At 71.8% G+C, this 19,008-nt stretch carries 16 protein-coding genes; 8 read left to right on the top strand and 8 right to left on the bottom strand.

The genetic code is table 11. The features are described 5' to 3' along the window. Nucleotide 1: 1 nt before the first annotated feature. Both AC07V5_RS03995 and AC07V5_RS03990 read left to right on the top strand, forming a co-directional pair. Nucleotides 2-616, top strand: coding sequence for a gluconate 2-dehydrogenase subunit 3 family protein (locus tag AC07V5_RS03995; RefSeq protein WP_495114293.1), 615 nt, complete (start codon nucleotides 2-4; stop codon nucleotides 614-616). Then, nucleotides 616-1,278 (top strand): 3-keto-disaccharide hydrolase, encoded by a 663-nt coding sequence (locus AC07V5_RS03990; protein ID WP_495114292.1) that lies wholly within the window; start codon nucleotides 616-618, stop codon nucleotides 1,276-1,278. The genes AC07V5_RS03995 and AC07V5_RS03990 overlap by 1 nt, the downstream gene beginning before the upstream one ends. Before the next feature lie 67 nt (nucleotides 1,279-1,345). Here AC07V5_RS03990 and AC07V5_RS03985 read toward each other — a convergent pair whose 3' ends face one another. Beyond that, nucleotides 1,346-1,921 carry a PEP-CTERM sorting domain-containing protein gene (locus tag AC07V5_RS03985; RefSeq protein WP_495114291.1) on the bottom strand — a complete coding sequence of 192 codons (576 nt, stop codon included), beginning with the start codon at nucleotides 1,919-1,921 and terminating at the stop codon, nucleotides 1,346-1,348. A gap of 223 nt (nucleotides 1,922-2,144) precedes the next feature. Continuing rightward, nucleotides 2,145-2,738, bottom strand: a complete 594-nt coding sequence (locus tag AC07V5_RS03980; protein ID WP_495114290.1) for a GAF domain-containing protein — start codon at nucleotides 2,736-2,738, stop codon at nucleotides 2,145-2,147. Between the two features lie 243 nt (nucleotides 2,739-2,981). Here AC07V5_RS03980 and AC07V5_RS03975 point away from each other — a divergent pair, with 243 nt between their 5' ends. Then, nucleotides 2,982-4,010, top strand: a complete 1,029-nt coding sequence (locus AC07V5_RS03975; protein ID WP_495114289.1) for a hypothetical protein — start codon at nucleotides 2,982-2,984, stop codon at nucleotides 4,008-4,010. A 22-nt stretch (nucleotides 4,011-4,032) separates the two neighbouring features. On the opposite strand, the gene AC07V5_RS03970 is transcribed toward AC07V5_RS03975, so the two are convergent. From AC07V5_RS03970 to AC07V5_RS03950, 5 genes are all read right to left on the bottom strand, one after another. Continuing rightward, complete coding sequence (locus AC07V5_RS03970) at nucleotides 4,033-4,359, bottom strand: hypothetical protein (protein WP_495114288.1); 327 nt, start codon at nucleotides 4,357-4,359, stop codon at nucleotides 4,033-4,035. Then, nucleotides 4,356-5,078, bottom strand: a complete 723-nt coding sequence (locus AC07V5_RS03965; protein WP_495114287.1) for a response regulator — start codon at nucleotides 5,076-5,078, stop codon at nucleotides 4,356-4,358. The genes AC07V5_RS03970 and AC07V5_RS03965 overlap by 4 nt, the downstream gene beginning before the upstream one ends. 103 nt (nucleotides 5,079-5,181) lie before the next feature. Beyond that, nucleotides 5,182-6,426 (bottom strand): glycerophosphodiester phosphodiesterase, encoded by a 1,245-nt coding sequence (locus tag AC07V5_RS03960; RefSeq protein WP_495114286.1) that lies wholly within the window; start codon nucleotides 6,424-6,426, stop codon nucleotides 5,182-5,184. A 106-nt stretch (nucleotides 6,427-6,532) separates the two neighbouring features. Continuing rightward, complete coding sequence (locus AC07V5_RS03955; RefSeq protein ID WP_495114284.1) at nucleotides 6,533-7,693, bottom strand: sensor histidine kinase; 1,161 nt, start codon at nucleotides 7,691-7,693, stop codon at nucleotides 6,533-6,535. Further along, nucleotides 7,683-8,975, bottom strand: a complete 1,293-nt coding sequence (locus AC07V5_RS03950) for a sigma-54-dependent transcriptional regulator (RefSeq protein WP_495114283.1) — start codon at nucleotides 8,973-8,975, stop codon at nucleotides 7,683-7,685. Before AC07V5_RS03950 ends, AC07V5_RS03955 begins: the two co-directional genes overlap by 11 nt. A gap of 153 nt (nucleotides 8,976-9,128) precedes the next feature. On the opposite strand from AC07V5_RS03950, the gene AC07V5_RS03945 reads away from it, so the two are divergent. From AC07V5_RS03945 to AC07V5_RS03930, 4 genes are all read left to right on the top strand, one after another. Next, nucleotides 9,129-11,606, top strand: coding sequence for an ABC transporter permease (locus AC07V5_RS03945; protein ID WP_495114282.1), 2,478 nt, complete (start codon nucleotides 9,129-9,131; stop codon nucleotides 11,604-11,606). Further along, the gene (locus tag AC07V5_RS03940; RefSeq protein WP_495114281.1) at nucleotides 11,603-12,865 is read left to right on the top strand and encodes an efflux RND transporter periplasmic adaptor subunit; all 1,263 of its coding nucleotides are present in this window, start codon (nucleotides 11,603-11,605) and stop codon (nucleotides 12,863-12,865) included. Before AC07V5_RS03945 ends, AC07V5_RS03940 begins: the two co-directional genes overlap by 4 nt. A 3-nt stretch (nucleotides 12,866-12,868) precedes the next feature. Continuing rightward, on the top strand, nucleotides 12,869-13,552 hold the full coding sequence (locus tag AC07V5_RS03935) for an ABC transporter ATP-binding protein (protein ID WP_495114280.1): 684 nt from the start codon (nucleotides 12,869-12,871) through the stop codon (nucleotides 13,550-13,552). A gap of 161 nt (nucleotides 13,553-13,713) precedes the next feature. Beyond that, nucleotides 13,714-16,803, top strand: coding sequence for a two-component regulator propeller domain-containing protein (locus tag AC07V5_RS03930; protein ID WP_495114279.1), 3,090 nt, complete (start codon nucleotides 13,714-13,716; stop codon nucleotides 16,801-16,803). Here AC07V5_RS03930 and AC07V5_RS03925 read toward each other — a convergent pair. Further along, nucleotides 16,790-17,617, bottom strand: coding sequence for an alpha/beta hydrolase (locus AC07V5_RS03925; protein ID WP_495114278.1), 828 nt, complete (start codon nucleotides 17,615-17,617; stop codon nucleotides 16,790-16,792). The two genes, AC07V5_RS03930 and AC07V5_RS03925, sit on opposite strands and share 14 nt — an antisense overlap. Nucleotides 17,618-17,640: 23 nt before the next feature. Here AC07V5_RS03925 and AC07V5_RS03920 point away from each other — a divergent pair, with 23 nt between their 5' ends. Beyond that, entirely contained in the window at nucleotides 17,641-18,942 is a 1,302-nt protein-coding gene (locus AC07V5_RS03920; RefSeq protein ID WP_495114277.1) for a M20/M25/M40 family metallo-hydrolase, read from the top strand. Nucleotides 18,943-19,008: the final 66 nt, after the last annotated feature.

The following is a 19,008-nucleotide window of genomic DNA, read 5'->3' as shown; positions in this document are numbered from 1 at the left end:
CATGGACCGCAGACAGACCCTGCAATGGATGCTGGCCGCCAGCGCGGCCCTGGGCGCGGAGGTGTCGGCCGGTGCAACGCCCGCCGCGCGCAAGGCCAAGAGCTACGGCACCGACCCGCTGCTGACCAAAAGCTACCGCGGCGGTGAGCTGTGGCCGCTGACTTTCACGCCCGCGCAAAGCCGGTGCGCGCAAGCCCTGTGCGGCTTGATCATCCCGGCCGATGAGCACTCGCCGAGTGCCGCGCAACTGAAGGTGCATCTCTTCATCGACGAGTGGATCAGCGCGCCCTACCCCGACCAGGCCAAGGACAAGGACGTCATCGTTCCGGGCCTCGCATGGCTGGATGCCGAGAGCCGTTCGCGCTTCCACAAACCATTTGCCGAACTGGATATCGCTGCGCAATCGCAGATCGCCGACGACATCTGCTGGGCCGAGAAGGCCAAGCCCGAGCACGCCGCCGCGGCGCGCTTCTTCAAGCGCTTCCGTGACCTCACGGCCGGCGGTTTCTACACAACGCCCGAAGGCAGCAAGGACCTCGGCTTCGTCGGCAATGTCCCGTCCGTCACCTTCGACGGCCCACCCCTCAAAGTCCTGCAGATCGTCGGAGTCTCCTGATGCGACAACTCACCATCCTCGCCGCCAGCCTCGCCCTCGCCACCGCAGCCAACGCCGCCGACATGAACGTCAACACGCTGAGCCCCGAGGAAACCACCGCCGGCTGGAAGCTGCTGTTCGACGGTAAGACGCTGGAGAACTGGCGTGCCAGCGACGCGCCCGGGAGCTTCAGCGTCAAGGACGGCGCCATCATCGTCCAGGGCCCGCGCTCGCATCTGTTCTACGTCGGCCCCGTGCAGCAGCACGACTTCAAGAACTTCGAGTTCAAGGCCGACGTGATGACCTTCCCCAAGGCCAACTCGGGCGTCTACTTCCACACCCGATGGCAGGAGGTCGGTTGGCCCAACCTCGGCTACGAGGTGCAGGTCAACAACTCGCACAGCGACCCCAGCCGCACGGGCGGTCTGTGGGGCGTGCAGGACTTTCCGAAGGTCATCGCACCGGACGGGGGCTGGTTCACGCTGACCATCCGCGTCGAGGGCAAGCACGTCACCACCTTCGTCGGCTCCGAGAAGACGGCGGACTACACCGAGGAGTCCCCCCTCGTGCGCAAGAAGGGCCTGGAGCAGCGCTACCTCGCCAGCGGGACCTTTGCGCTGCAAGGGCACGACCCCGAGAGCACGGTGCACTTCAGGAACATCAAGGTCAGAGTGCTGCCCTGAGGGTTTGCGACGCAGAAAGAAAAAAGGCCGACGTCTGTCGGCCTCTCACGCGCTGGGCGGCGTAACTTCAGGCTGCGCGCCGGCGGCCGCCCCAGGCGGCCAGCCCCAGGCCGAGGCCGACCAAGGCGATGGAGCCAGGCTCGGGAATGCTGCCGGCCACGACGCTGCCGGTCCGCAGCAGCGTACGGTTGCCCGTGCCGCTGAGGCAGTCGGGGGCGCCGCAAACCCCTTCAAAGGTATTGAAATAACCACCCACCAGATTGATCGAGCCGCCGGCGTTGGTCAGCGCCGAGAAATAGGTCAGGCCGATCAGGTTTTGGCCGGTCAGGTCGGCAGCGCCCAAGCCGTCGATCAGCGTGAGGTGCAGATTGTTCGTGGTGAACGGGGCGTTGACCATCTCGCCGGTGTCGTAGGTGGCGCCTGGCAGCGCACCGCCACCGCTGGTGGTGATCAGCACGCTCGAATAGGTGTTGGTGTCCGCGTCAAACACGAAAGAGCCCGTGGCGCCGCCCCCATCGTCGAAGACGACATTGGTCAGGGTCCACAGCACCGGGCCTGCCAGCGCCAGGCTGCTGGCCATCAGCATCACGCTGCCGGCGACAAGTTGTGTGAGGGTGCGTGCCACCGTAGTTTTGAGCCTCATTTGCAGTCCTTCGGATGAATTGAGACGCTTTGAACGGGAGGCGCCGGGCTCCCGGCAGAGGATAAGCAAGGCTTGGGCCGTCGCGTCGAGGCGATGGGTTCTGCGCGCTGAATCAATCAGTTACACCGCAACCTAGGGGGGGCCACCTCGGCGAATGCGAGGCCGCTGTAAAGATTGCCGACGCCGCAAGCGCTACTCCCGGCCGTCATGCTGGCTGGCAGCGTCACCCCTGCCCGGTGATCTCGGGGAAAGGCACCGGCTCCGTCGCCGGCCAATCCAGCTGCGTCGGCGCGAAGCCGGGGTGGGGCTCGTAGTCCACCTTGCGCGCGACCAGCTTGGCGCATTGCCGCAGGCAGGCCAGCGCGCTTTGCTGCAGGGCGGGCTGGGCGGCGGCGCTGAAGCAGCAGATCGTGCCGTAGACGCGGCCGTCCGGCAGCACCACCGGCGTGCTCAGGTGGGCGCCGACCGGGATGCCCGGGTCGAACAGCTCGCCGCGCGCGACCAGCTCACGGGCGTCGGTCACCAGCTCCGGCATGCGGCCCTCGACGACGCGCTGGCAATAGCTCTCTTCCAGCGGTGCCGAGTCGCCCGCGTGCAGGCCCAGTGCCGCGCCACCGTTGACGAAGCGGAACACACGCTCGCCGTCGACGAACTCCGACACGAAGACCACATCCATTTGCAGCTGCTTGCGCAGCATCAGCAACACGTGGGTGATGCTGCGGTCCAGCTCGGGGTCGTAGCCGTCGGCGGTGGCCACCAGCAGCTCGGAAATCTTGACGTCCAGCGCGTGCTGATCCAGTGGGTCCAGGTACGACATTCGAACGGCTCCGGCAATGAGTTGCCTGGATCATCCTCGCTGGCTGCTTCTGTCGTCGAGTAACCAACGGCGACAGGGGTGAATTCATCCACGCGCCGGGCGGCGCCCGCGCCCAAGGCGGTAGCCCACGAAGAGCCACGCAGGAGCCATGGCGCTTGTCATGGCCGCTGGCTCCCCTGGGCGATGCGCGACCGGGCTGCGCGGCCGACGATGCCGGCCATCCCAGCCTTGCCGGAACCCCCCATGCCCACCTCAACGCCAACCTCCCCGCGCAGCGGCCTGACGCTGCTGCTCGCCCTCGCCGCCTTCTGGCTGCTGGCCGACGTCACCCAAGCCCAGCCCGCCCAGCAGCGCCGCCTCGTGCTCGACGTTGAACTGCAGCGCCAGGGCCCCGTGCAGGCCGGTGCCGACCGCGGCGAGCAGACCCTCAGCCAGCGCTGGCAGTTCAGCGCCCTGCTGCAGAGCGACGGCACGCCCATCCCCTACAACCCGCTGGACCCGGAAGACCACCGCCGCCAGGCCGAGGCCGCCCAGGTGGCCCAACGCAGCGCCACCGCCGCACCCATGCCCGACTGGCGCGCGATGCAAGCCAAGGCCCAGGCCCTGCAGGCGCGCTGCGGCAACGACAGCGCCTGCCTGATGCGCGAGGCCTCGGCCCTGAGCGCCGGCGCCATGCCCGGCGTCAACCCCGGCAGCCAGGGCCGCCTGCAGGCTTATGGCAATGCCGCGGCCGCCTGCGAACGCCAGCCCGCCGGCAAGGCCCGCGAAGCCTGCCGTGCCGACGCACGCCGCCAGGCCGGGGGCGGTGTCGATGCGCCGGAGGACAGTGGCCCGGCCACGCCGTATCTGCTCTTCACTGGCGTCATGGCCTGCAACCTGCAGCTGACGGCCAGGCTGGACGAGCGCGTGCAGGGCCGCTTCAACGACGTGCAGGGCGTCGTCAACTACACCGAGACCGCCCAGGGCCACGAGACGCGCCGCGACGACACGCCCTGCCCGACGCTGCAGGCCGTGCTCGACACCCGCAACGGCCGCGTCTGGACGGCGCTGGCCACCGTTGCCCAGGACGTGCAGGGTGTGCGCGTTCGCGAAGAAACCGGTCGGCGCGCCAGGCGGCAAGAGGGCCGGCTCGGCCTGCACTGGCTGGAGGCCCAAGCCTGGCTGCAGCAGCGCCTCGTGCAGCTCAGCGCCGAGGGGCAGGACCAGGCGCGGCTGCCGGCCGGCAATGGTCAGGCCGAGATCAAGCTGCGCTGGAGCTTCCGGCCCGCGTGATCAGGCCTGAGCGCCCCACGGCCTATCGTTGCCCCAAGCCCAGCAGCGGCATCGCCACCGCGTACACGGTCAGCACGATGGCAATCAGGCCCAGCCTGCGAACCATGATCCGGTGCTCGCCCAGGCTGCCCGGCCTGCGCCAGGCCTGCACGGCGAGGCCGATCAGGAAGCCCGGCAGCGTCGCCATCGCGGCGCCGAACCACAGGCTTTCGAACCAGGTGGAGAAGTGCGGCATCAGCAGGCCGGCAGCACCGCCCAGCGCCTGGGCGGCGATGACCACCCACATCAGCGGCCGGATGGGCTGGAGATCGGCCCAGCTGTACTCGAAGCCGGTGGCGGACTCTTTCAAGCGCTTGGCGGCGCGCGCAGGTCGCTGGCGCGGCGCCCGCGCCGGCTCGCCGCACTGCGCAGGTGCACCAGCGACTCCACACGCTTGAGCAGTTCGCGGTCGTTCCAGGGCTTCTTGAAGATGCCGTAGACGCCCTCGATCTGGCCGACGCGGCCGTGCAGCTCGTCGTGGCCGGTGATGGCGATGACGGGCAGGTCCTCGGTCGTGAGGCTGCCGTGCACGTCGGCGATCAACTCGAAACCGTCCTTGTTGGGCATCTCGAGGTCGGTGATCAGCACGGCGATCTCAGGCTTTTCTTCCAGCTGGGCCATGGCCTCGTTGCCGTCGTTGACCTGGACCACCGTGAAGCCGGCGCCTTCCAGCAGCCGCTTGAGCTTGGTGCGCACGACGGCCGAGTCGTCGGCGATCAGCACGGTGGGCGGGCCCTCGGGCACCACGGGCGCGGTGCTCGGGGGCTGCATCGGCGTGGGCGCGGTGACGAAGGCGCTGGCCATGGATGGCCCGGCGCCGGCGGAGCCGGGCAAAGGCGGCAGCACCACCGGTGCCGTGGCGCGCGGAATGCCTGCGGGCGGGCGCGGCGGCTGCGTGTACTCGCGTGACGGCCGATAGTCGTCACGCTTGAAGGCGGCGATGAGCACGATGATGGCCAGCGGTATCGCGATCAGCACCGGCATCAAGTAGGCGCCCAACAACTCCTGCAACTCGTGAAACATCTCCATCCCCGGGGTGTGACAGCGGGCAGCCTAACACCCACCACAGACCCGCACCACCGAGGAAAGCCGGCATATCCGCACGAATTGCCGGCGGTTTGCGCCCGTTTACTCAGTCCTTGCTGGTCACACAACCGCGGCCGTTGACCAGGCAGCGGGCGTAGCTGGGGTCGTTCTTCAGCAGGAACATGGCCCGCGCCACGAAGGCCGCGTCGGCGGAGTCGGCGAACACGCCGTCCACGCCCAGCTCGTAGAAGGCCAGGAATTCGTTGACCGGGGTGCCCTTGTAGTCGCTGGCCAGGCGCTTTTGCTCGCTGCGGAAGGTGTAGGGGTGCACCATCAGGCCGAGCTTGTGCGCGTTGGCGACGATGTCGCTCGGTGCCAGCAGCTTGCGGTCGCGCTCGTCGACGAGGCCGTCGCCATTCGTGTCGGCACAGCCGCCACCGGCCGCCAGCGTCTTGCAGGCGCTGGACAGCAGGTAGACCTTCCACGGCCCGACGCCGTCGGCATAGGTCTTGACCTCGGCCAGGCCGGCCGGCGTCAGCAGGTCCTTGAACAGGCCGGCGCGGCCGGAGACGACCCAGTCGTAAGGCTTGTCATAGGGCTTGTTGAAGGCCAGGCTGCCGTCGGCGTTGACGTCATCGGCATCCACCAGCTGCACCAGGCGCAGGCTGGACTTGCTGCGCAGGTACTTCAGGTTGGCCGTCTCGAAGGACTGCACGATGACCGGGGCGCCACGGTGGTTCCAGCCGGCGCGGCTCAGCACGCGCAGCAGGCGGTCCTCCAGGGCCAGGCCGATGCTCTGGTGGTAGGTCGGGTGCTTGGTTTCCGGGTAGATGCCGATGCGGCGGCCTTCCTCGGCCGACTTGCGCTTCACGAAGGTGATGACCTCCTCCAGCGTCGGGATCTCGAACTGGCCGTTGAAGCTGGCGTCGCGGTCGGCCAGCGGCTGGATGGCACGCAGCGTCTTGATCTCGGCCAGCGTGAAGTCGCTGGCGAAGAAGCCCACCTCGGAGGCGCCGTCGATGACGGCCGTGCGCTTGCGCGACGCGAACTGCGGCAGCGAGGCGACATTGGTGGTCGCAATGAGGTTGGGCTCGTGGCGGACGATCAGGTGGCCGTCCTTGGTCGCGACGAGGTCGGGCTCGACGTAGTCCGCGCCCATCGCGATGCCCAGCGCGTAGTTCTCCAGCGTGTGGTCGGGCAGGTAGCCGGTGGCGCCACCCCGGTGGCCGATGACCAGGGGCGCGTTCTCGGCGCGGGCGCGGGAGTAGTCGTGGGCCAGGGAAGGCTTGGTCACGGCGAGCGAAGCCGCGGCGAGCAGGCAGACGCCGGCCCAGCGAAGGTGTTTGGACATGGGAAGGGTGCTCCAGTCAGGCGCCAGGTTGGCGTAGCGCTGCAGGCTAGACAGCCGGGGTGACAACCCCGTGACCCCTGGGCCGTTCCGGCCCCCTAACTTGGCATCAAAACGTCAACACGAAGCAGGCACCGCCACCCGGCCGCTTGGCGTAGCGCACGGTGCCGCCCAGGCCGTGCACCAGCTGGCGCACCACGGCCAGGCCCACGCCGCTGCCGCCCTCGCGCGTGGTGAAGAAGGGCGTGAAGATGCGCGACTCCAGCCCCGGCGCCACGCCCGGGCCGTTGTCGGCCACCGTTAGCCGCAGGCGCGCACCGCGGCTCAGGCCCGCTTCGATGCTCAGCTTGGGCGCGGGCCGCCCGGCGCAGGCCTGCAACGCGTTCTGCGCGAGGTTGATCAGCACCTGCTCCAGCTGGGCCGCGTCGGTACGCAGCGCGAGGCTCGCGGGCTCGACGCTGACTTCGACACTGCCGCCCGCCTGGCTCCAGGCCGGCGCGACGAGGCGCTGCACCGCCTGCAGCAGCGGCAGCAATGGCATGTCGGCCAGCGTCGGCGCCGGCGGCTGGCTGACGCTGCGGTAGCGCTCGACAAAAGCCTGCAGATGCGCCGCCCGCCGCGCCAGCGTGGCCAGCGCCGCCTGCAGCTCATCCAGCTCGCCGGCCTCCAGCAGCGCCGGCGCGCTCGTGGCGAGCGACGCGATGGGCGTCAGCGAATTCATGATCTCGTGCGTCAGCACCTGCACCAGCTGGCGCCAGGCGGCCAGAGCCTCGGTCTCCAGCTCCGACTCGATGGGCGCCAGCGCCGCCAGCCGCCAGGCCTGGCCCTGCACGGTCAGGCTGGACACGGCCAGCACGGCGCGCTCCTGGCCGTGCTCCGTCGGCAGCGTCACGACGCGCCGGCCCGGCTCGGCGTCCAGCAGCGCCAGCAGGCCGGCGGGCTCGACCGCGCGGCCCGGCGCCGCGAGCCGGCGCGCGGCGGCGTTCAACGCCAGCGGCGGGGCGCCGGCGACGAGGCGCCACAGCGCGAGCGGGGCATGTTCGAGGGCCGCATCCAGGTCGGGCCGGGGCGCGGGTGGTGGGTCGGGCGGCAGCGGCGTGGGGCGGTGGGCGAGGCGGCCCAGCGCGGCCCAGCCGAAGGCGGCAGCGATCAGACCGGCCAGCAGGCAGGCGACGAGCAGGCGCGGCGAATCCAGCGAGGCGCCGGCAGCTGCGGCGCTCACGGCCAGCACCAGCGCCGCGGCAACGACGCGAGCGCGATCAAAGGCCATGCTTGTCCAGCTTCCGGTACAGCGCCGCGCGGCTCACGCCCAGCAGCTTGGCCGCCTGGCTGATGTTGCCCTCGGCCTGCGCCAGCGCAGCCTGCACGGCCTCGCGTTCGCGCTGGGCCAGGTCCAGTCCCGGCTCGGCCGGCGCGGGTGCGGCGACCTCTGCCAGGCCGAAGTCCGCGAACGTGAACACCGGCCCGCGTGCCAGCAGCGTCGCACGCTCGCAGGCCTGGCGCAGCTCGCGCACATTGCCAGGCCAGCGGTAGGCGCACAGCCGCGCCAGCGCATCGGGTGTCAGCTCGACCGTGCGCTTGGCGAACTGCGCGAGGTAGTGGCGCAGCAGCAGCGCCACGTCGCCCGCGCCGCGCTCGCGCAGCGGCGGCACGCGCAGCACCACGGTGTTGAGGCGGTAGAGCAGGTCGGGCCGAAAGCGCCGCGCATCGAACAGCTCGGCCTCGGGCGCGTTGGTGGCGGCCAGCACGCGCACGTCCACCGCCACGGGCTTGTCGCTGCCCAGCGGCGTCACCTCGCGGCGCTCCAGCGCGGCCAGCAGCTTGGCCTGGCTGGCCAAGGGCAGGTTGCCGATCTCGTCGAGAAACAGCGTGCCGCCCGCCGCCGCGACGAAGCGCCCGGGCCGCGACTCGCGCGCATCCGTGAAGCTGCCGCGGCGGTGGCCGAACAGTTCGCTCTCCACCAGCGCCTCGGGCAGCGAGCCCATGTCCACGGCCAGCAGCGGGCCGGCAGCGCGAGGCGACGCACGGTGCAGCGCGCGCGCCACCAGCTCCTTGCCGACACCGTTCTCGCCGAGGATGAGCACGCTGGCCTCGCTGGCGCCTACCTGGGCGATCTGCGCGCGCAGCGATTGCATCGCGGTCGACTCGCCCAGCAGCTCACCCACGGCAGGCGCCGGTGCGCGGCGCGCCAACGCGGCCTGCACACAGGCCACCAGCCGCTCGTTGGGCCACGGTTTGGTGATGAAGTCCACTGCACCAGCCTTCAGCGCCTGCACCGCCAGCTCGACTTCGGCATAAGCCGTCATGACGATCACCACTGGCGCATTGCGGCGAGCGACGACCTCTTGTAGCAGCGCCAGCCCCGCCGCACCGTCGCTGGCGCCGGGCGTGAAGTTCATGTCCAGCAGCAGCACGTCGGGCGCGATCTCGTCCAGCGCGGCCATCAGCTCCGCGGGCGAGTGCCGCACGGCGACCGGACCCAGCTTACGCAAGGCCAGGCGCGCGGCCAGGGCCACGTCGGGGTCGTCGTCGAGGATCAGCAGGCCACTCATGAGAGGGCGCGACTCTATGCGCGCCTTGTGCACCGGGCAAGGCGGTGTCCGGAAGCGGACACCGCAGGTGTTCGCAAGCGGACGTTCTGGGCATCACCCAGCCACCTTTCCCTGGGAAACGACGCTGGCCCGCCTCTTGCACAACAGCCTGCCATGAAGCTGCTCTCCTCCCCCACTCTCTGGCGCGGCGCCTGGCGCCAGTTGCGTGCCGAGCCCGGCCCTGCCGCCCTCGTCATCGCCGGCCTGGCCCTGGGCCTGGCGCTCACGCTGCTGACGGCGAGCTTCCTGCAGGACACCTTGTGGCCCGACGCTGGCCTGCCCGAGAGCGAGCGCCTCGCCGCCTTCGAGTGGCGGGCGCGCGGCCCCGGCGGCATCACGACCGAGTGGTCCGGCGACGTGCCCGCGGTGCCGCTGGCCGCCGCGCTGCGCGACACCGGCGCGCCGGTCGGCGCCATGAGCCGCGTGCTCTACACCCAGCTGCCGTCGCGCGCCGCCGATGCGCGAGGGCAGCAGCGCAGCACCCGGCTCGTCATCGCGATGGCCGATGCCGACTTGCCGGCCCTGCTCGGCCTGCACCCGCTGGCCGGCGACCTGGCCGCCGCGCTCGCGTCGCCCGAGGGCATCGCGCTGACGGCCGCCTCCGCCGAAAAACTCTTCGGCACCACGCAGGCCCTGGGCCGCACGTTCACGATCTCGCTGCCGCCCGACCCCGAAGGCCGGGCACCGGCCATGCAGTTCGCGCTGACCGTCAAGGCCGTGTTGCCCACGCCCAGGCTGAACGGCACGCTGAACTACGACGCCCTCGCCGGCTTCAACGCGCCTGCCGCCAAAGCCTACCTGGCGAGCTCGGACAGCTGGACCCGGCCCAGCGGTCGCCTGTTCGCCCGCCTGCAGCCCGGCGCCACGGCGGCGCAGGTGGGCGAGCTGGCCCAGCGCCTGCTGGAAAAACAGCCCGCGCCCCAGGGGCTCCCGGCCGACTTCCTGAAGGGCGGCGGGCACTGGGCCTATCTGCGCGCGCTGCCCGTGTCCGACATCGGCTTGCACGGCGCCGGCAGCCCGCAGCGCCGCCTGCAGCTCGGCAGCCTGGCGGCCGCGGCGGCCGGCGTGCTGGCGCTGGCCGTCATCAACTTCGTCAACCTGTGGAGCGTGCGCACGCTCAGGCGCCAGCGCGAGATCGGCCTGCGCAAGTCGCTGGGCGCGGGAGCTGCGGCCCTGGCCGCGCAGTTCTTCGTCGAGGCGCTGGCCGTGGCTGCCCTGGCCGGCCTGCTGGGCCTGCTGCTGGCCTGGTGGAGCACGCCGGCCGTGGCGGCGCTGATGCAGCACAGCTTCGAGGCACCGGTGCTTTCGCCGGGCATGGTGGCGCTCACCGGCCTGCTGTGCCTGGCCGTGGCGGCCCTGAGTGCGCTGCCGCTGACGGGCATCGCGCTGCGCGTGAAGCCGTCCGAATCCCTGGCCGGGCGCAGCCACAGCGAGGGCGGGGCCAGCCGCTGGCTGCGCCGGCTGATGACGACGCTGCAGTTCGGCGCCGCCGCGCTGTTCGCGGCTATGGCCGTCACCATCGGCTGGCAGACCGAGCATGCCGGCCGCGTGGACCGCGGCTTTGGCGTGGACGACCGCGTGGCCGTGGACCTGCCCTGGGACACCCAGCCCGCGCAGACGCAGTCGCTGCTGGCGCGCATCCGCAGCTGGCCCGAGGTCATCGCCGTGGCCGCGGCCGACGACGTGCCGGGGCGCGACTTCAGCAACTGGTTCTCCGAGTTCCGCGGCCCCAGCGGCCAGACGCTGAACCTGCGCACCGGCGTGGGCTTCACGCCGGGCTACCTGGACGTTTTTGGCATGCAGGTGCTGGCCGGGCGGCTGTCGGCCGACCACCGCGCCGAGGAGGCCCGGCATGGCGTCGTGCTGGACCGCAGCGCCGTCAAGGCCCTGGGCTTTGCCAGCCCCGAGAGCGCCATCGGCCAGACGCTGGGCGTCAGCCCCGTCTATGGCGACGGCCAGCCGGTCACGGTCGTCGCCGTCATCGCCGACATCCGGCTGCAAGGCCCGCGCGACCGCCCGATACCGCTGGTGATGACGCCCGTGGCCGAACGCGGCGCGGGCGCCATCAGCGCGCACAGCCGCGACCCCGCCGAGACGCGGCGCAAGTTGACAGCCCTCGTCAACGGCACCCTGCCCGACGCCCAGGCCCAGGCGCTGCCGGTGCGTGAGCAGCAGGCCGCCAAGGTGGCGGAGGACGCGCGGCTGGGCCGGCTCGTGGCCGTCACCGGTGCGCTGGCGCTGCTGCTGGCGGCCGTGGGCATCTACGCGCTGGCGGCCTACACGCTGCGCCGGCGCGAGCGCGAGATCGTGCTGCGCAAGCTGCATGGCGCCGGGGCCGGCGCGGTGGCGGGGCTGCTGGTGACCGAGTTCGTCGGCGTGCTGGCCGCGGCCTGCGTGGTGGCGCTGCCGCTCGCCGCCTGGCTGTCGCAGCTCTACCTGAGCGGCTTCGTCGAGCGCGCGCCCGTGGGCCCGTTCTCGCTGTGGGCGCTGCTGGCGGCCGTCGCGCTGCTGGCCGTGGTGACGGCGCTGGCTGTCGCCCGGCACCTGCGCGCGGCACTCGCGCTGCGGCCTCTGCAGGCACTGCAAGGATGAGTGCTGTGCTGACCTCCGGCGCCGCGATGGACCGTCGCGTCGTGCTGCCGCGCCGGTATGGCGTGGCCCTGCTCGCCGTGGCCGTGGCGCTCGCCGCGGCAGGCCTGCTGGCACGCCACTGGCCGCGCGGCGTGGCGGTGGCGCGGGCCGACGTGGAGATCGCTGCGGCGCGCAGCGGCCCCTTCCGCGACGTGGTGGTCGGCCGCGCGACGACGCTGCCGCTGCAGTCCGTGCTGCTGGATGCGACCGAGGACGGTCGCGTCGAGCAGGTGCTGGTGAAGGACGGCGCCAGCGTCGCGGCCGGCCAGCTGCTCGTCGTGCTGGCCAGCAGCCAGCGTGCGCAGGAGCTGATGGCGCGCTCCAGCGAGGCGGCCCAGCAGCTCGCCAACCTCGCCACCTTCCGCGCCGGCCTGGCGCAGGCCCTGGCGGCGCATCGCCGCGAGCTGACGCAGGGCCAGTTCGAGCTGGCGCGCGCCCGCCGCGCCCACCAGCGCGACCGCGAGCTGGCCGCCACGGGCTTTCTGTCGCCCGCCGCGCTGGAGGAGTCGGCCGACAAGCTCGGCATGGCCGAGCGCCTGCTCGCCCAGCTGCAGGCCGATGGCCGCGAGGAACTGGCCACGCGCGAGCAGTCGGTGCGGGCCATGCAGCGCGCCGTCACCGACCTCGACCAGCGCCTTACCGCCATGCGCGCCGCCAGCGAAGGCCTGGCCGTGCGCGCGCCGGTGGCCGGCCGCGTGACGGGCCTGGCGCTGCAGGTGGGCGAGAGCGTGAAGAGTGGCAGCCGCATCGCGCGGCTGGACAGCCTGGGCCTGTTCAAGCTGCAGCTGAGGCTGGACGAATTCCACCTCGCCCGCGTTCGTGAGGGCCTGGCCGCCGAGCTGGTGCACGAGGGGCGCAGCCACGCGCTGCACCTCACGCGCATCGACCCCCAGGTCAAGGACGGCCGCTTCGCCGTCGAGCTGGCCTTCGACGCCGACCCGCCGGCGCTGCAGGTCGGCCAGGGCCTGGACGTGCGCCTGACGCTGGGCCAGCAGCAGAACGCGCTGCTGCTGCCCGATGCCGGCTTCTACGCCGACACCGGCGGCGCCTGGGCCTTCGTGCTCGACGCCGACGGCCGCCACGCCGAGCGCCGCCCGCTGCAGCTGGGCCGCCGTGCCGACGGCGTCATCGAAGTGCTGGGCGGCCTGCAACCCGGCGAGCAGGTCGTCGTCTCCCCTTACCGCGCTTTTGCCGGCGCCACCTCACTCCAATTGCACTGAGCCATGTTCAAACTCAAGCATCTGACCAAGACCTTCCACACCGGCGACATAGAGACCACCGCTCTGGACCGCATCGACCTCGACATCGAGGCCGGCGAGTACCTGGCCATCACGGGGCCGTCGGGCTGCGGCAAGTCCACGCTGCTGGGCATCCTGGGCCTGCTGGACGCGCCGTCGGCCGGCGAGTACTGGTTCGACGGCCACAACGTGGCGGGCTGGACCGAGAAGCAACTCAACACGCTGCGCCGCGGCCGCATCGGCTTCGTGTTCCAGAGCTTCAACCTCATCGACGACCTGAGCGTGGCCGAGAACATCGCGCTGGCGCTGGAGTACGGCGAGCTGCCGGCGCGCGCCCGCCGCGAGCGTGTCGAAGAAGTCATGGAACGCCTCGGCCTCACCCACCGCGCCGGCCACCGGCCCAGCCAGCTCAGCGGCGGCCAGCAGCAGCGCGTGGCCATCGCCCGCGCCATCGCCGCCCGCCCGGCGCTGCTGCTGGCGGATGAACCCACCGGCAACCTCGACAGCGCCCACGGCGCCGAAGTCATGCGCATCCTGCGCGAGCTGAACGCCGAGGGGACGACGCTGGTCATGGTGACCCACTCGCTGGAGCATGCGGCGCAGGCGTCGCGCACGTTGCGGCTGCTGGATGGGCGGGTGGTGGTGGATGCCGTGAGCGCGGTGGCCTGAGGCGGGGCCGTCGCTGCACGGCCAACCGACCATTAGCGCATCACGCGGGCCTTCACGGCCGATCCCCGACGTGGGCCGCGTGACTTGTTCGCCGGATGAGGCCCGGGCGGCTGCCCCAGCCAGGCGGCACCGTCAATCGTCGCCTTTAGGATGCAGGCCTCATGCACCCCCTAGTTCGTGGCCTGGTGGCCCTGTTGGCGGCCTTTGGCCTGGGCTTTGCCCTGGCCGACGCCGGCGTGGGGCCGCTGGAGGTGCAGTTCCGCAGCGTGACGGTGCCGCAGAACTCGGTGCCGGCGATCGCCCAGGATCGCGCCGGTTTCATGTGGATCGCGACGAACAAGGGCCTGACGCGCTACGACGGCTACCGCCTGCGCCCCATCGAGCTGGCCGGCGACACGACCGCCAAGCGCAGCCTGGGCTGGGTCAAGGCCATGGCGCCGGCCGCCGACGGCCGCATGTGGATTGGCACGGAATTCCAGGGCCTGGTGGCCTACGACCCCGAGCAGGACCGCGTCGAGGCCCACGGCAGCGCTCAGGGCGGCAGCGGGCCGCACCCCACCATCCGCGCGCTGGCCGTGGCGCGCGACGGCGCCATCTGGGTCGGCACGCTGGGCCGCGGCCTGTACCGCTATGACCCGGCCGCCAAACGCTACGAGGCCCACGAGCTGCGCTGGCGCGACCAGCCCGAGAAGCGCGTGCTGGCCTTGCGCGTGGGCGGCGACGGCGTCGTCTGGGCCGGCCACTGGCGCGGCCTGAGCCGCCTCGTCAACGGGGCCTGGGAGAGCCTGGCCCTGCCTGGCCTGGAGCAGGGCATGCCGGTGCAGACCCTGGCCGAGGACCGCACCGGCCGCATCTGGCTGGGTACGCAGGACGGGCATCTGGGCGTTGTCGAGCAGGGCCAGGTGCGCTGGGTGCAGGCGCTGAACATGCCCATCAACGCGCTGGCCGAGGGCGCCGACGGGCGGCTCTGGGTGGGCGGCAAGGTGGGGCTGTTCTGGGTCAACCCGGCCAGCGGCGCCGTCGAGGCCGTGCTGCGCCAGGACCCGCGCCGCGCCATGGGCCTGGCCGGCAACGACATCAGCGGCCTGCTGCGCGACCGCAGCGGCGCGATGTGGGTCAGCGGCTATGGCCTGGGCGTGCAGCGCCACCTCAGCCACCCGGCCCTGGCCGTGCGCGGGCCCGACGCCGATCGCAACAGCCCGCTGGCCGAAGCCGATGTGCGCGCCGTGCTGGCGCTGAAGAACGGCGAGGTGCTGGCGCCGACGCAGACCGGCCACGTCGTGCGCCTGGACGGCCGCCCGGGCCGCGAGCTGGCGACGCTGGGCGAATGGCCACGCGAGCGGCAAAGCGTCGTCGAGATCATGGCCGAGGCGACCGACGGCAGCCTGTGGATGACCGCGGCGGGCCGCCTGGAGCACCGCGCCGCCTCGGGCCAGCTGCTGCGCGACTGGGCGCTGGACGGCGGCCGAGCCCAGCAGCTGCTGCTGCGCGCCGACGGCAGCATCTGGCTGGGCATGCAGGAGGGCCTGTACCGGCTGAGCAGCGCCACGGCGGCGGCGCCGGAGCGCGTGCATCCGCTAGGCGGCCTGCTGCTGCATGGCGGCATCTATGTGCTGAAGACAGCGCCGGACGGGCGGCTGTGGGTGGGTGGCCAGCAGGGCCTGTTCCGCGAGCGCGAGGCGGGCGCCGGTGGCCTGGAGGTGGTGCCGCAGTCGCCCACCGAAGCGCTGGCCAGCCCCATCGTCATGAGCCTGCTGTGGGGGCGCGACGGCCGCTTGTGGGTGGACACGCCCGTCAGCGGCCTGCACCGCCTCAAGGGCTGGGACGCCGAAGGCCGCGCGCGCTTCGAGCGCATCAGCGAACGCCATGGCGTGGAAGGCGTGTTCGGCGGCAATCTGCACGAGGACGGCCAGGGCCGCATCTGGAGCCAGCTCTACGTCTACGACCCCGCGGCCGACCGGCTCGACAGCTTCGGCAGCGCCGAAGGCGCCAACTTCGGCAGCTTCTGGTTCTTCGCCAGCACCGAGCTGCCCGGCGGCGGCCTGCTGTTCGGCGGCAGCCGCGGCCTGCTGCGCGTGATGCCCGATGTCTGGCGCGCGCAGCCGTCCAACCCGCCGCTGGTCATCAGCGGCCTGCGCGTGAACGGCCAGCCGCACGAGCCGCCGCGTTCGCTTCGCGAAGGCCTGCAGCTGCCGCCGGCCAAGCGCACGCTGTCCGTCGAGTTCGCGGCGCTGGACTACGCCGACCCGACGCGGCTGCGCTACGAATACCGGCTGGAGGGCCTGGACAGCGACTGGACCCGCGTGGACGCCAGCGGCCGCAACCCCAGCTTCGGGCCGCTCAAGCCCGGCCGCTACGTGCTGCAGGTGCGCGCCACGGCCCACCACAGCCTGTGGGGCACCGAGCAGCTGCAGCTGCCCATCACGCTGGAGCCGGAATGGTGGGAGACGGACTGGGCCCGCACCGGCGGCGTGCTGCTGACGCTGCTCGCCATCTGGGGCTGGATGCGCTGGCGCACCCGCTCGTTGCGCCTGCGCGAGACGGAGCTGAAGGCCTTGGTGGACGACCGCACCGCCGAGCTGCGCGAGCTGAGCCTGACCGACGCGCTGACCGGCCTGCGCAACCGCCGCTACCTGGAGCTGCGCCTGGACGACGACCTGCGCCTGTGCCTGCGCCGCTTCGAGACCACCGGCGACGAAGCCCAGGGCCAGAACATCGGACCCGGGGCCGACCTGCTGCTGCTGCTGCTGGACCTGGACCACTTCAAGCGCGTCAATGACGTGCACGGCCACGCCGCCGGCGACGCGGTGCTGGTGCAACTGGCCCAGCGGCTGCGCCAAGTCTTCCGCGAGACCGATTCCCTGGTGCGCTGGGGCGGCGAGGAGATCCTGGCCCTGGCCCGCGAGACCGACCGGCGCGACGCCGCCGAGCTGGCCGCACGCGTGTGCGCCGCGGTGCGCGACAAGCCTTTCGAGATCGGCCCCGGCGAGACCGTGCACGTGACGGTGTCCATCGGCTTCTGCGCCTTCCCGCTGGACCCGCGCCACCCGCGGCTGTGGGACTGGCGCGCCTGCCTGGCACTGGCCGACTCGGCGTTGTACGCCGCCAAGGCCCAGGGCCGCGACGGCTACGTGGGCGCCATCCGCGCCAACGGCTTGTCGCCGCGCGAGGCGCCCGACGGCCTGGCCGCGTGGCGGGCCGAGACGCGGCTGCAGATCGCCAGCAGCGTCTCCGCCCTCAACCCAGCCTGAACAAGGTTCTCAACGCCGCTGGCAGCTCCGCGCGCCAAGCCGCCTCGTTGTGGCCGGCGTCGGCCGCGATGTTCAGCGTCAGCCGCTCCGGCGGCAGCTGGCGGGCCAGCACGCCGTGCATGCGCCGGGCCGGCTCCACCATGCCACGGCCTTCCTTGCCGCCGCAGTACAGGTGGATGCGCGTGTCGGCCGGCAGCTGGGCCGCGGCCGTCGCGTCGAACAGCTGGGGCGCCGCCCAGTAGGACGGACTGAACAGGCCATAGCGGCCAAACACCTCGCCATGGCCCAGCAGCGCCGCGTGGCTGATGAGGCCGCCCAGCGAGCTGCCGATCAGCGCCGTGTGTTCGCGCTCGGGCCGGGTGCGCCAGCCGGCGTCGATGAAGGGCTTGACGGTGTTGACGATGAAGTCGAGGTAGGCCGGCCCTTCGGCCTTGCCCAGCTCCTTGTGGTCGTAGGGCGCCATCTCGCTGTTGCGCTTCTCCGCGCCGTTGTCGATGCCGACGACGAGGGCCTCGAAGCCGGTCTCCCTGGCGATGGCTTCCATCGTTTCGTCCACACCCCATTCGCCGGCAAAGCTGGTCGCCGCGTCGAACAGGTTCTGGCCGTCGTGCATGTAGATCACCGGGTAGCGGCGCTGCGGCTCGCTGTCGTAGCTGGGCGGCAGGCACAGGCGCAGCGTGCGGCTGCGGGCGAGGCCGGGCATGGCCAGCGGCTGCGGCAGCACGCGCACGCTCGGCAGGGCCGTGGATGGCGCGGCGGCCCGTGCGGGCAGACAGCTCATTAGGGGAAGGGTCAGCAGCAGGCGGCGTTGCATGGCGGCTCGTGGACACTCAGGGCATGAAGATGCCGCACGCTATCCGAACCACCCTCGCCCTGCTGCTCGTCACGTCTTCGGCCATGGCCGCCGGCCTCGACAGCCAGGAGCAGCAGATCGTCGCCAACGTCAAGCGCCTGACGCCCGATGCACTGAAGCTGCTGGAGCGCAGCGTCCTCATCAACAGCGGCACGCTGAACCCGGCCGGCGTGCGCGAGGTGGGCGCCGTCTACGCCAAGGAGTTCGAGGCCCTCGGCTTCGGCACGCGCTGGGTGGAGATGCCGGCGGAGATGAAGCGCGCCGGCCATCTGGTGGCCGAGCGCACCGGCGACAAGGGCAAGCGCGTGCTGCTGATCGGCCACCTCGACACCGTGTTCGAGAAGGACAGCCCCGTCGTGCCCTGGCAGAGCGACGGCAGCAAGGTGCGCGGCCAGGGCGTGTCCGACATGAAGGGCGGCGACGTCGTCATCCTGCTCGCGCTGCGGGCGCTGAACGACATCGGCGCGCTGCAGGGCCGCACGGTGAGGGCCGTGTTCACCGGCGACGAGGAGCGCGTGGGCAGCCCGGCCGAAGTCGCGCGTGCGGCGCTGATCGAGGCCGCGAAGCAGAGCGACGTGGCCCTGGCTTTCGAGGGCGCGGCTCGAGACGAGCAGGGCCGCGACACGGCCACCATCGGCCGCCGCGCCTCGGGTACCTGGCATCTGAACGTGACGGCGCGCACCGGCCACTCGGCGGGCGTCTTCGGCCGCGACGGCTATGGCGCGCTCTACGAGGCGGCCCGCGTGCTGAACGCCTTCCGCGAGCAGCTCATCGAGCCCGACCTGACCTTCAATGCAGCAACGGTGGTGGCCGGCACCAGCGCCAAGTGGGACGACGGCGAGAGCCAGGGCCAGGCCTTCGGCAAGACCAATGTCATCCCGCGCGATGCCCAGGCCCGCGGCGACCTGCGCTACCTCACGAACGAGCAGGGCAGGAAGGCCCGCGAGCGCATGCAGGCCATCGTCGAGCAGGCCCTGCCCGGCACGCGCTCCAAGATCAGCTTCCACGAGAGCTACCCGCCGATGGCGCCGACGCCCGGCAACCTCAAGGTGCTGGAGGTCTATTCACAGGCCAGTGCCGACGCCGGCCTGAACGCCGTCGTGCCCTTCCCGCCGGGCCAGCGCGGCGCGGGCGACGTGCAGTTCGTCGCGCCCCTGGTCGACAGCCTGGACGGCCTCGGTGCCGCCGGCGGCGGCGCGCACACGCCGGATGAGTGGCTGGAGATCGCGTCCATTGAACGCGGCGCCATCCGCGCGGCGCTACTGATCTACCGATTGACGCGCTGACTCAGGCAAAACCCCCGCCGGTTTGGCACGCTAGCGGCGCCAAACTCGCCATTCATTGCATGAATG

Source organism: Roseateles sp. GW821-FHT02E12 (assembly GCF_059421665.1).
The sequence above is the reverse complement of the archived record's forward strand: the minus strand, read 5'-3'. Positions and strand labels throughout refer to the sequence as shown.